Here is a 13,520-nt window from a genome sequence, read left to right as displayed (position 1 = left end):
TCGCGAGCAAGCCCGCTCCCACAGGGGATATTGGGCGTATCAAATATCCCGTTTCAGCTTAGCCCCAGCTCACGCCAGATCCGCATGACCTGCCGCCGTTCGTCCGCGAACTGGTCGCCCGGAATCACCCCCGGGTCCTTCTGCAAGGCCTGCCGGTGGGCGGCGGAACGGTACGCTTTATACGCTTCACGCAACAGGCTGGCATCTTCGACCGGCATCAGCCCTTCATGCTCCAGCTCTTCCAGAATGCGGATATTGTCTGTCCAGCGCAGCAATGGCGGGTGTGTTTCGGACCACGCCAGGGCCGCGTATTGCACCATAAATTCAATATCGACGATACCACCGGCGTCCTGCTTGATATCGAACGGCGCCGTGGCTTCGAAGGCATTTGCCCCGGTGCCGGCCGCGGTGCTCTTGCTGCCCAGGTTATCGCGCATCTTGGCGCGCATCTCACTGACCTCCTGGCGCAGGGTCGGTAGATCACGGGTTTTGCCCAATATCGCGGCGCGGACTTTCTCGAAGGCCTGACCGACATCCTGACTGCCCACCAACACCCGCGCCCGCACCAGCGCCTGGTGTTCCCAGGTCCAGGCTTCGTTCTCCTGATAGCGGGCAAACGCCCCCAAGGAGCTCACCAACAAGCCCGACGCACCGGATGGCCGCAGACGCATGTCCACTTCATACAACTGCCCGGAGTTGGTCTGCGCCGTCAGCAAGTGAATGATCCGCTGCCCCAGCCGGGTAAAGAATTGCGCGCCATCGATGGGTTTCACGCCATCGGTTTCAGCCTGCGGATCGCCGTCGTGGATGAACACCAGGTCCAGGTCCGAACCATGCCCGAGTTCCAGGCCGCCGACTTTCCCATAACCGACAATGATGAAGCCGGGATCGCACAAGGTGCCATCGGTGCGCAGCGGCGTGCCGTACTTGGCCACGGTCTGGCGCCAGGCCAGAGCCAGCACTTGCTCCAGGATCGCCTCGGCGAGCCAGGTCAGGTAATCGCTGACTTTCATCAGCGGCAGGCTGCCGGCGATTTCCGAAGCAGCCACCCGCAAGCGGTGCGCCAGCTTGAAGTGGCGCAGGGCTTCCATTTGCTGTTCGAGGTCGTCCTCGGGAATCCGTGTCAGGCGCTCGCGTAATTCGGCCGCCAGTTCTGGCGCCAGTGGCGGCTTGAACAGCCGGCCTTCGTTGAGCAATTCGTCGAGCAGCAGCGGGAAGCGGGTGATTTGCTCGGCGATCCACGGGCTCGCCGCGCACAGCGTCAGCAAACGCCGCAATGCACTGGGGTTCTCGGTCAACAGCACCAGGTACGCGGAACGACGGGCCACGGCTTCGACCAGCGGCAGCACCCGCTCCAGTACCAGGTCCGGATTGTCATGTTCCACGGCCTGTGCCAGCAACCGCGGAATAAAAGCATCGAGACGCTCGCGCCCCAGACGCTGCATCGCCCTCAATTGCGGGCTACCGCGCAAGCCGGCCAAGGCTTTCAAGGCTTTTGGGGCATCTTTGAAACCACCTTCTTCCAGTTGGCGGCAGGCAGCCTCATCGTCCTGGGCCTCTTCCCACAGCGGCAACCACTCACCGCCGACCACCACTTCGCTTTCGGCGCCCTGCTCTTCATCGGGATCGGCAATCACCTGCCCGAAGTGCCAGGCAATACGGCCGCGCCAGTACATCAGTTGTTCGTGGAACGCCGTCCAGTTGGCGAAACCGAGCATAAAGGCAATGCGCGCCTGATCCTGCTCGCCATTAGGCAACATTTGCGTCTGGCGATCGGCAATCGCCTGAATCGCGTGTTCGGTATAACGCAGGAATTCGTAGCCTTCACGCAGCTCGCTGATCACGGCCGGCGGCAGATAACCCTGGCCTTCCAGCGTGCCCAGTACCTTTAATAGTGGGCGCTGCTGCAAGCTCAGGTCGCGACCCCCGTGGATCAGCTGGAATGCCTGGGCAATGAACTCGACTTCGCGAATACCGCCGGAACCGAGCTTGATGTTGTCGGCCATGCCCTTGCGCCGCACTTCCTGCTGGATCAGCTGCTTCATGGTGCGCAGCGCTTCAATGGCCGAGAAGTCCAGGTAACGCCGGTAAACGAATGGCCGCAGCATCTCCTGCAGTTGCGCGCCGGCGACTTGATCCCCGGCCACCACCCGCGACTTGATCATCGCGTAGCGCTCCCAGTCGCGCCCCTGATCCTGGTAATACTGCTCCAGCGCGTTGAAGCTCAGCACCAGTGCGCCCGCCGAACCGTAGGGACGCAAGCGCATGTCGACGCGGAATACAAAGCCGTCGACAGTCATCGGGTCCAGGGCCTTGATCAGCCGCTGGCCCAGACGGATGAAGAACTCCTGGTTATCCAGCGGGCGTTTGACGCCGACGGTTTCGCCACCCTCGGGGTAGGCGAAAATCAGGTCGATGTCCGACGACAGGTTCAACTCCACGGCACCGAGCTTGCCCATGCCAAGAACGACCATCTGCTGCGGCTCGCCGCTGCGTCGCCCGGTCGGCACGCCGAACTGCTGACAATGCCGCGTGTACAACCATTGATAGGCCTGATCGATGCTCGCATCGGCCATGTCCGAAAGGTCGCGGCAGGTTTGGATCAAGTCGGCCTGGCGTGTCAGGTCGCGCCAGATGATCCGCACCTGATGGCGTGCACGCTGGCGGCGCAAGACGCGGCCAAGCAGATCGTCGGTCTCGGCCGCGCTTACGGCGGCCGCGATCTGCCCGCATAACTCACCGGGGGCGAAGCTGCGGTCCAGCTCACCGGAGTGCACCAGCTCCAGCAACATCAAAGGGTCACGAACACACTGTTCAATCACAAAATCGCTGGCGGCGGTGACGCGGGCAAATTGCGCCCAGCGTTCCGGCGTCCAGGCAGACAGCCCGTGATCATCGTCCAGGGCGGCCACAGCAGCCCGGAACGACTGCTCGGCGCGAGTGACAAACGGCAGGAGAATGGCGGGCAGTTCGGCAAGCGAGGGGAGGCTCATGGTCTATCCTTGATCGGCGTACAACGGACTGCATGTAGTGGTTTTCGAAAACCCACTACCTGAGGGAGTGTCGAACAAAAGTTAGAAATAGCTGAAATTTCTTTAATTTTGGCAGCCAGCATCAAGCTTTTACCTTTTGTAGTTGGAAAAAGACCAACCTTAACGATTATTCTCACAACGCAGCCGGGGGCCACAAGCCGCTCATCTGTAGTTTTACTACTCGTATATACATTAGCCGGGCTGAAATGCCGGAAGATTTGTAGTAAAACTACACGCCGCCGGAACAACCTATCGGCAATCCAAGAATTTATATCGTCTGCCCACAAGGCCAGTCGCAAACTCAGGCAACCGATTCTGGAAGCCTTTCCGCCCTGGAGCAAGCCATGCAAGACCTCGATCCCGTCGAAACCCAGGAATGGCTGGACGCCCTGGAATCGGTTCTCGACAAAGAAGGCGAAGACCGTGCTCACTATCTGATGACCCGTATGGGTGAACTGGCGACCCGCAGCGGTTCGCAGTTGCCTTACGCCATCACCACGCCTTACCGCAACACCATCCCGGTAACCCACGAAGCACGCATGCCTGGCGACCTGTTCATGGAACGCCGCATTCGCTCGCTGGTACGCTGGAACGCGATGGCCATGGTAATGCGTACGAACCTGAAGGATTCTGACCTCGGCGGTCACATCTCCAGCTTCGCTTCCAGTGCGACCCTGTATGACATCGGCTTCAACTACTTCTTCCAGGCCCCGACCGAAGAACACGGCGGCGACCTGATCTACTTCCAGGGCCACACCTCGCCAGGCGTTTACGCCCGCGCATTCATGGAAGGCCGCATCACCGAAGACCAGATGAACAACTTCCGTCAGGAAGTCGATGGTCAAGGCCTGTCGTCCTACCCGCACCCTTGGCTGATGCCTGACTTCTGGCAGTTCCCAACCGTATCCATGGGTCTGGGCCCGATCCAGGCGATCTACCAGGCACGCTTCATGAAGTACCTGGAACACCGTGGCTTCATCCAGCCAGGCAAACAGAAAGTCTGGTGCTTCCTGGGCGACGGCGAGTGCGACGAGCCGGAATCCCTGGGCGCGATCTCCCTGGCCGGCCGCGAGAAGCTGGACAACCTGATCTTCGTCATCAACTGCAACCTGCAGCGCCTCGACGGCCCGGTTCGCGGCAACGGCAAGATCATCCAGGAACTCGAAGGCGTGTTCCGTGGTGCCCAGTGGAACGTGACCAAAGTCATCTGGGGCCGTTTCTGGGACCCACTGCTGGCCAAGGACGTCGACGGCATCCTGCAACGCCGCATGGACGAAGTCATCGACGGCGAATACCAGAACTACAAAGCCAAAGACGGCGCGTTCGTACGTGAACACTTCTTCAACACGCCAGAACTCAAGGCGATGGTCGAAGACCTGTCCGACGACGAGATCTGGAAGCTCAACCGTGGCGGCCACGACCCGTACAAGGTCTACGCGGCGTACCACGAAGCGGTCAACCACAAAGAACAACCGACCGTCATCCTGGCCAAGACCATCAAGGGTTATGGCACCGGTGCCGGCGAAGCGAAAAACACTGCGCACAACACCAAGAAGGTCGATGTCGAAAGCCTGAAGTTGTTCCGCGACCGCTTCGACATTCCGGTCAAGGACGATGAACTGGAAAACCTGCCGTTCTTCAAACCGGAAGAAGGCAGCGCCGAAGCCCGTTACCTGAGCGAGCGCCGTACCGCACTGGGCGGCTTCGTACCTCAGCGTCGCGCCAAGAGCTTCAACATCCCGACTCCGCCACTGGACACCCTCAAGGCGATCCTGGACGGCTCTGGCGACCGCGAAATCTCCACCACCATGGCCTTCGTGCGGATCCTCGCGCAACTGGTCAAGGACAAGGAAATCGGCCCGCGCATCGTACCGATCATCCCGGACGAAGCCCGTACCTTCGGTATGGAAGGCATGTTCCGCCAGCTGGGCATCTACTCCTCCGTCGGCCAGCTCTACGAGCCAGTCGATAAAGACCAGGTGATGTTCTACAAGGAAGACCAGAAGGGCCAGATCCTCGAAGAAGGCATCAACGAAGCGGGCGCCATGAGCTCCTTCATCGCTGCCGGTACTTCGTACTCCAGCCACAACCAGCCGATGCTGCCGTTCTACATCTTCTACTCGATGTTCGGCTTCCAGCGTATCGGCGACCTGGCATGGGCCGCTGGCGACAGCCGCACCCGTGGCTTCCTGATCGGCGGCACCGCCGGCCGTACCACCCTGAACGGTGAAGGCCTGCAACACGAAGACGGTCACAGCCACCTGCTGGCCGCGACCATCCCGAACTGCCGCACCTACGATCCAACCTACGGCTACGAGCTGGCGGTGATCATTCAGGACGGCATGAAGAAGATGACCGAAGAGCAACAGGACGTCTTCTACTACATCACCGTGATGAACGAGTCGTACCAGCAGCCAGCCATGCCGGCCGGTGCCGAAGAAGGCATCAAGAAAGGCATGTACCTGCTCGAAGAAGACAACCGCGAAGCGGCGCACCACGTTCAGCTGATGGGCTCCGGCACCATCCTGCGTGAAGTCCGTGAAGCAGCGAAGATCCTGCGCGAAGAGTTCAACGTCGGCGCCGACGTGTGGAGCGTTACCAGCTTCAACGAACTGCGCCGCGATGGCCTGGCCGTTGAGCGCACCAACCGTCTGCACCCGGGCCAGAAGCCTAAGCTGAGCTACGTCGAAGAGTGCCTGAACGGCCGTAAAGGTCCGGTCATCGCCTCTACCGACTACATGAAACTGTTCGCCGAGCAGATCCGTCAGTGGGTACCGTCCAAGGAATTCAAAGTCCTGGGCACCGACGGTTTCGGCCGCAGCGACAGCCGCAAGAAACTGCGTCATTTCTTCGAAGTCGACCGTCATTTCGTGGTGTTGGCAGCCCTGGAAGCACTGGCTGACCGTGGTGACATCGAACCTAAGGTTGTGGCCGAGGCCATCGCCAAGTTCGGTATCAACCCGGAAAAACGCAACCCACTGGACTGCTGAGGAGAGATTCTGTGAGCGAACTCATTCGCGTACCTGACATCGGCAGCGGTGAAGGTGAAGTAATTGAACTGTTTGTGAAGGTCGGCGACCGTATCGAAGCCGACCAGAGCATCCTGACACTTGAGTCGGACAAGGCGAGCATGGAAGTGCCTGCGCCGAAGGCCGGTATCATCAAGAGCCTGAAAGTGAAGCTGGGCGATCGCCTGAAAGAAGGCGACGAACTGCTGGAACTGGAAGTCGAAGGTGCCGCGCAAGCGGCCCCTGCGGCCGCCCCTGCACCGGCTGCCAAGGCTGAAGCCAAACCGGCTGCGGCACCTGCCGCCGCCCCTGCTCCCGCTGCGCCGGCTGCCGCCAGCGTTCAGCAAGTGCACGTGCCGGACATCGGTTCGTCGGGCAAGGCCCAGATCATCGAGATCCAGGTCAAGGTCGGCGACACCGTCGCGGCTGATCAATCGTTGATCACCCTGGAGTCCGACAAGGCGAGCATGGAAATCCCGTCGCCAGCCGCTGGCGTGGTCAAGGCCATCAGCGTCAAGCTCAACGACGAAGTCGGCACCGGCGACCTGATCCTGGACCTGGAAGTGGCGGGTGCTGCGGCACCGGCTGCTGCTCCGGCCCAGGCTGCCGCTCCAGCTGCCGCCGCTGCGCCTGCTCCTGCAGCAGCTCCGGCTGCACCGGTTGCCGACAGCGTTCAGGACATCCACGTTCCGGACATCGGTTCGGCGGGCAAGGCCAAGATCATCGAAGTCCTGGTCAAGGCCGGCGACACCGTTGTGGCCGACCAGTCGCTGATCACCCTGGAATCCGACAAGGCGAGCATGGAAATTCCATCGCCTGCCGCTGGCGTGGTGGAAAGCGTTTCCATCAAGCTCGATGACGAAGTCGGTACCGGCGACCTGATCCTGAAACTGAAAGTCAAAGGCGCCGCTCCGGCCGCCGCACCGGCACCTGCCGCTGCTGCTGCCGCTCCGAGCGCACCTGCTCCAGCTGCTGCTCCTGCCGCCGCCGCCGCTGCACCTGCTGCTGCGCCGGCCGCCGCGCCAGCCAGGCCGGGTGCAAAAGTTCACGCCGGCCCTGCCGTGCGTCAACTGGCCCGCGAATTCGGTGTCGAGCTGAGTGCCGTTGGCGCCAGCGGTCCGCACGGTCGCATCCTGAAGGAAGACGTGCAGGTTTACGTCAAGGCCATGATGCAGAAGGCCAAGGAAGCGCCGGCCGCTGCTGCCGGTGCAACCGGTGGCGCGGGCATCCCGCCGATTCCGGTCGTGGACTTCAGCCGCTTCGGTGAAATCGAAGAAGTGCCGATGACCCGCCTGATGCAGGTCGGCGCAGCCAACCTGCACCGCAGCTGGCTGAACGTGCCGCACGTGACGCAATTCGACTCGGCGGATATCACCGAGCTCGAAGCGTTCCGCGTTGCCCAGAAAGCCGTTGCAGAGAAGGCCGGCGTCAAGCTGACCATCCTGCCGTTGCTGCTCAAGACCTGTGCGCACCTGCTCAAGGAACTGCCGGACTTCAACAGCTCGCTGGCGCCAAGCGGCAAAGCGATCATCCGCAAGAAATACGTGAACATCGGCTTCGCCGTCGACACTCCGGATGGCCTGCTGGTACCGGTCATCAAGAACGTCGACCAGAAGAGCCTGCTGCAACTGGCCGCCGAAGCTGCTTCCCTGGCTGAAAAAGCCCGGACCAAGAAGCTTTCGTCGGACGAGATGCAAGGCGCCTGCTTCACCATTTCCAGCCTCGGCCACATTGGCGGCACCGGCTTCACGCCGATCGTCAACGCGCCGGAAGTGGCGATCCTCGGTGTTTCCAAGGCAACCATCCAGCCAGTCTGGGACGGCAAAGCCTTCCAGCCGAAACTGATGCTGCCACTGTCGCTGTCCTACGATCACCGTGTGATCAACGGCGCCGCTGCTGCACGCTTCACCAAGCGTCTGAGCGATCTGCTGGGCGACATCCGCACCATGCTCCTGTAACACCGACCGGCCCTCCTTCACCGGAGGGCCAGTTGCGTTCCACGTTTCCGAGCGCCACGCTCGTACCTCAACCCCGCCAATTTGGCGGGGCTTTTTTTGCCTGAAACTTTTACTTAAAACGTCTTCCTACATTTGTGGCTGATATCGCCCACAAATCGAATCCATTTCTGCCAGATATTTATTCAGGCCAAATAACTAGTCTTGGCTGAATACCCTCCATTACATCCGAAACAACCAACTATCCATTAACTGGCAGCGAATGGACTCAAGCATGTTCAAACCAACTATTGGGCCAATTATTGGCCACACTACAACTAATCATGCACGTATATTTGTGCGTGGCGCAGCACAAAAGAATGCACCCGTATTTGCCGGCATCCGTTATCGCCGATCCGGGCATGAACAATGGATCGAAACAATCTTTGCAAAGCTGACAAGTCTGCAAGATATGTCCGATGTCCTGGTTCTCGATAACCTGGCGCCCGATACCGAATATGAATACCAGGCCGGCTGGTTCAGTACCAGGAGTGCCGGGCACACCGCGGATTCACTGCAGGAACTACCGCTGCGATGGCCGAAGGAGCTCTATCACTTGCGTACGCGTTCCGGCTCGTTCGCCACGCCACGTGGCTATTTCGTCGGCTCATGTCGCTACCTGAGAATGACCGCCGGCGTTGCGTCGGCGCCAGAGTGGGGCGACCGGATATTTGCCTCGATTGCTCAGCTGGCACAGCAAGCCGACCCGCCGGTCAGCGCGATGTTGATGACTGGCGATCAGATCTATGTCGACGATTTGAATTTTTTCGCGCCTGATCGCGAATATCAGCAAATACTTGCGAAATACCGTGCGGCGTTCTCTCAGCCACATATTTCCAGATTAATGGCCAATATCTCGACTTACATGATCCTCGACGATCACGAAATTGAAGATAACTGGCCAGACAAGAAAAAATCAGGCGATGATATTTTATATAACAACGCCATAAGTGCTTATGAGATATATCAAGCCAGCCACAGCCCGGTATTTGAATTATTTGACGATGGCCGGATCAGCCGACTGGCGAAGCACTATTGGTATCAGTTCAGCGATGGCGATATCGAATGGTTTGTCACCGATGGTCGCACCCGGCGCAATCTATCCGCCAATGATCGGCGCCTGCTTGATAACGAACAAGAATATGCCTTGTGCCAATGGCTGATCCACAGCCCTGCGCGGGTCAAACTGGTGGTCACCAGTGTGATGTTCTTCCCCGATGCCAGGCAAAACGGAAATGATGCCTGGGCCGGATTTCCCGCGCAACGGCTGCGGTTGCTGGAGACCATTCGTTTGTACCGGCTGAAGAATGTCATATTCGTTGCCGGTGACGTCCACGCCTCCATGACCAGCCGACTGACCCACAGCGAAGACCCGGGCTTCGAAGTGCACACCATCGTCTCGTCGCCCCTGTGCAACTCCAGGCTGCTGCCCTATGCCAGTCAATCCGGCTTTATCCTCGACCGTCCGCTGGCACGGACCGCCGCAGGCGAATATCGGCAGGAACTGACCGGTAAAGTCATCAGTCAGGATAACTTCGCGCATCTGGTTATCGACGCAAAACGCATCCGGGTCAATTACCACGATCGCGATGGCGAGCTATTGCAATCGACAGCCATTGAATTGCGTTGACGGCAAAAAATCACGGCCTTCGAGACGACTCCGAAGGCTGCGACCTGATCAATAGCAATACTTTTCACTGGAAACTTCAGAAATCTTCGCACCTGCCGACATATTCTTATAGCACTTGGCCTTCATCTCTCTTGTCAGTCGGTGTCGCAATGATGCAACCTTGCCGCAGGCAACAGTAAAGAGGGCGAGAGCCCGGCGCGTTCAGCATATTCGAAGCGAGTTTCCCTCCATGAAAAGCCAACCCGATGCCGCCAGCCGTATGGTGGCCGAGGTAGTGACGCAGTTGCCTGTGCCCTCGCGGCTCGGCATGCTGCGTTTCGAACGGCTTAATGAACCCAGCTGGGCGCTGCTGTTTCTCGACCCCAATTGCGAACGCCAGTTCGGCCTCCCCGCCGTTGAGCTGTGTGCGCTGGTGGGCTCGCCCTACGCCAGCCTGATGGAACCGCAAGCGCGCTATCAACTGCACGACGCGATCCAGCAGCAACTGAGCGAAAGCACGCATTACCTGATCCGCTACACCCTGCACACCACCTCTGGCTCCCTGACCCTGCTTGAACTGGGCGAAGCCTTCAAACAACACAATCGACACCTGCTGCGCGGCTACCTGCTGGTCATCGACGGCCTGTTCGAGGATGACCCGCTGCAAGCGGCCCTGGATCTGGAAACCCAGAACTCGCGCCTGCAAATCGCCCTGGAGCTCAATCAGCGTGCCCAGCAGGAGCAACTGCTGCACCTGGAGCGGGTGCGTGCCCAGCAGGACCTGATCCTGCTGCTCACCCGACAACGCTACAGCAGCAACAACTCCTTGCGCGAAGCCGCCGAGCTGATCACCCGCAGCGCCTGCAACATCTACGAAATCGACAGTGCCAGCCTGTGGCACCTCGAAGGCTCGATGCTGGTGCCGATCTCGGCCTATCACCGCACGAATCAGCAATACCTGCTGCCGCAACCGATCGATGTCAGCGTTTTCCCCGACTACCTCGACGCCCTGCACACCGGCCGTGCCATCGACGCCCATAACGCCATGCGCGACCCGCGTACCCGGGAAATGGCTGAAAGCCTGCGCCCGCGCGATGTCAACGCAATGCTCGACGCCAGTATCCGCGTCGATGGCCAAGTGGTCGGCGTTTTGTGCCTGGAGCAGACCGGGGCGACCCGCGACTGGCAGTCGGATGAAATTGCCTTCGCCGGAGAACTGGCGGACCAGTTTGCCCAGGTCATCAGCAACCACAATCGGCGAACAGCCACCAGCGCCCTGCACCTGTTCCAGCGCGCAGTCGAACAAAGTGCCAACGCCTTCTTGCTGGTCAACTGCGATGGTGTGGTGGAATACGTCAACCCGAGCTTCACCGCGATCACCCAATATTCCACCGAAGAAGTGCACGGTCAGCGCCTGTCAGAACTGCCGGCCCTGGAAAACCTCAGCGAGCTGCTGTTCGATGCGCCTTCGGCGCTGGCCAAGAGCAACAGTTGGCAGGGCGAATTCAAGAGCCGCCGGAAAAACCTCGAACCCTACTGGGGCCAGTTGTCGATCTCCAAGGTTTACGGCGACAACCGCGAGCTGACCCACTACATCGGCATCTACGAAGACATCACCCAGACCAAGCTTGCCCAGCAGCGTATCGAGCGCCTGGCCTACACCGACAACCTGACCAACCTAGGCAACCGCCCGGCGTTCATCCGCAACCTCGATGAACGCTTCGCCCGTGACAGCGATGCGCCGATCAGCCTGTTGCTGGTGGACATCGACAACTTCAAGCGGATCAACGACAGCCTCGGCCACCAGACCGGCGACAAACTGCTGATCAGCCTGGCCCGACGCCTGCGCAACAGCCTGATCCCGAGCGGCAGCCTGGCGCGATTCGCCAGTAACGAATTCGCCGTGTTGCTGGACAACAGCGACCTCACGGTAGGCCAGCAAGTAGCCAACCAGTTGCTGGCGACCCTCGACAAACCGATGTTCGTCGACAACCAGTTGATCAGCGTCACTGGCTCCGTGGGCCTGGCCTGCGCGCCGCTGCACGGGCGCGACCCGCAAACCCTGATGCGCAACGCCGGGCTAGCGCTGCACAAGGCCAAGGCCAACGGCAAACACCAGGTGCAAGTGTTCACCGAAGCGCTGAACGCCGAGGCCAGCTACAAGCTGTTCGTCGAAAACAACCTGCGCCGCGCCCTGACCCAGAACGAACTCGACGTGTTCTACCAGCCCAAGCTGTGCCTGCGCAGCGGTCGCCTGCTGGGTATGGAAGCGCTGCTGCGCTGGGACCATCCGGAAAAGGGCATGATCCGCCCGGACCAGTTCATCAGCGTCGCCGAAGAAACCGGGCTGATCATTCCGATCGGCAAATGGATCGCCCGCCAGGCCTGCCGCATGAGCAAAGCGCTGACCGCCGCCGGCCTGGGCAACCTGCAAGTGGCGATCAACCTGTCGCCCAAGCAGTTCTCCGATCCGGACCTGGTGGCCTCCATTGCCAACATCCTCAAGGAAGAAGCCCTGCCGGCTCATTTGCTGGAGCTGGAGCTGACCGAAGGCCTGCTGCTGGAAGCCACCGAAGACACCCACCTGCAACTCGACCAGCTCAAGCGCCTGGGCCTGACCTTGGCCATGGACGACTTCGGCACCGGTTACTCGTCGCTCAGCTACTTGAAAAAATTCCCCATCGACATCATCAAGATCGATCGAAGCTTCATCCACGAAATCCCGGACAACCAGGACGACATGGAAATCACCTCCGCGGTGATCGCCATGGCCCACAACCTGAAGCTCAAGGTCGTGGCTGAAGGCATCGAAACCGCCGAGCAGTTGTCGTTCCTGCGCCGTCACCGCTGCGACGTCGGCCAGGGCTACCTGTTCGACCGTCCGATCCCGGGCAATGAGCTGGTCGACAAGCTCAAACGCTACCCCCGTGGCCCAATCGCCTGACAGACACAGAACCTGTGGATGACAAAAAACCTGTGGGAGCGGGCTTGCTCGCGAATGCGGTGTGTCAGAGCCGTGGTTACTGACTGACTCAACGCCTTCGCGAGCAAGCCCGCTCCCACAAGGTAGTGCGTATCGGGCAGGTATTGGGCACACTGACGGCCTGTTTATTTACAACCCAACCTGACTGAGAGGACTGATCATGGTTCTGCGCTCGGAAATTCTGGTGAACAAAAACGTGCTCCCGACTAAAGAACAAGCTCTGCCCGGTCGCGAAACCGCGATGACCCTGCCTGAAAAGCACTTTGTGTTTAAAGACACCCCCTTGCTCGGCCCGTTCTTCGAAGACGTCGACTTCGCGATCTTCGGCCTCGGCTGCTTCTGGGGTGCGGAACGCCGCTTCTGGCAGCGCGAAGGCGTGGTCAGCACCGTGGTCGGCTACGCCGGCGGTTTCACCCCGAACCCGACCTACGAAGAAGTCTGCTCGGGCCTGACCGGCCACACCGAAGTAGTGCTGGTGGTGTATGACAAGGCCAGGGTCAGCTACGAAGCACTGCTGGCGATGTTCTGGGAACTGCACAACCCGACGCAGGGCATGCGCCAGGGCAATGACATCGGCACCCAGTACCGTTCGGCGATCTACGCCACCAGCCAGGAACAACTGGACGCGGCGCTCAAGAGCAAGGAAACCTACCAGGCCGAGCTGTCCAAGGCCGGTCTCGGTGAAATCAGCACCGAAATCGACCAGGCCCCGACCGTCTACTTTGCCGAGACGTATCACCAGCAGTACCTGGCGAAAAACCCGGAAGGTTATTGCGGCATTGGTGGTACCGGCGTGACCTGCCCGATCTGATCGCCAAAACAAAAGATCGCAGCCTTCGGCAGCTCCTACGGGTGTACGCATAGCCCTGTAGGAGCTGCCGCAGGCTGCGATCT

Annotated in this window: 6 protein-coding genes; 5 read left to right on the top strand and 1 reads right to left on the bottom strand. The window is 60.0% G+C overall.

Annotated features, from left to right (window positions below):
• Nucleotides 1–53: 53 nt before the first annotated feature.
• Nucleotides 54–2,993: a bifunctional [glutamate--ammonia ligase]-adenylyl-L-tyrosine phosphorylase/[glutamate--ammonia-ligase] adenylyltransferase gene (gene glnE / locus ACMDB8_RS01790; protein ID WP_223541745.1), complete on the bottom strand. Its 2,940-nt coding sequence runs from the start codon at nt 2,991–2,993 to the stop codon at nt 54–56.
• Nucleotides 2,994–3,376: 383 nt separating this feature from the next.
• Between glnE and aceE the strand changes: the two genes are divergently transcribed.
• The 5 genes from aceE to msrA all read left to right on the top strand — a co-directional run bounded on the left by aceE (nt 3,377) and on the right by msrA (nt 13,437).
• A complete protein-coding gene (aceE, locus tag ACMDB8_RS01785; protein ID WP_056725562.1) occupies nt 3,377–6,022 on the top strand; it encodes a pyruvate dehydrogenase (acetyl-transferring), homodimeric type in 2,646 nt (881 codons plus the stop codon).
• An 11-nt stretch (nt 6,023–6,033) separates the two neighbouring features.
• The gene (aceF, locus tag ACMDB8_RS01780; protein ID WP_409078560.1) at nt 6,034–7,998 is read left to right on the top strand and encodes a dihydrolipoyllysine-residue acetyltransferase; all 1,965 of its coding nucleotides are present in this window, start codon (nt 6,034–6,036) and stop codon (nt 7,996–7,998) included.
• A 271-nt stretch (nt 7,999–8,269) separates the two neighbouring features.
• Nucleotides 8,270–9,664, top strand: coding sequence for an alkaline phosphatase D family protein (locus tag ACMDB8_RS01775; RefSeq protein WP_409078559.1), 1,395 nt, complete (start codon nt 8,270–8,272; stop codon nt 9,662–9,664).
• 229 nt (nt 9,665–9,893) lie between these two features.
• Nucleotides 9,894–12,587, top strand: coding sequence for a putative bifunctional diguanylate cyclase/phosphodiesterase (locus ACMDB8_RS01770; RefSeq protein WP_056725568.1), 2,694 nt, complete (start codon nt 9,894–9,896; stop codon nt 12,585–12,587).
• A 199-nt stretch (nt 12,588–12,786) separates the two neighbouring features.
• Nucleotides 12,787–13,437 carry a peptide-methionine (S)-S-oxide reductase MsrA gene (msrA, locus tag ACMDB8_RS01765; RefSeq protein ID WP_409078558.1) on the top strand — a complete coding sequence of 217 codons (651 nt, stop codon included), beginning with the start codon at nt 12,787–12,789 and terminating at the stop codon, nt 13,435–13,437.
• Nucleotides 13,438–13,520 lie beyond the last annotated feature (83 nt).

Source organism: Pseudomonas monachiensis, from assembly GCF_047345015.1.
In the GTDB taxonomy this organism is placed as follows: Bacteria; Pseudomonadota; Gammaproteobacteria; order Pseudomonadales; family Pseudomonadaceae; genus Aquipseudomonas; species Aquipseudomonas monachiensis.
This window is presented reverse-complemented; position numbering and strand designations above follow the sequence as displayed.

Coding starts and splice junctions, on each gene's coding strand:
- msrA (WP_409078558.1), top strand. CDS start 12,787: ATGGTTCTGCGCTCGGAAATTCTGGTGAACAAAAACGTGCTCCCGACT.
- ACMDB8_RS01775 (WP_409078559.1), top strand. CDS start 8,270: ATGTTCAAACCAACTATTGGGCCAATTATTGGCCACACTACAACTAAT.
- aceE (WP_056725562.1), top strand. CDS start 3,377: ATGCAAGACCTCGATCCCGTCGAAACCCAGGAATGGCTGGACGCCCTG.
- glnE (WP_223541745.1), bottom strand. CDS start 2,993: ATGAGCCTCCCCTCGCTTGCCGAACTGCCCGCCATTCTCCTGCCGTTT.
- ACMDB8_RS01770 (WP_056725568.1), top strand. CDS start 9,894: ATGAAAAGCCAACCCGATGCCGCCAGCCGTATGGTGGCCGAGGTAGTG.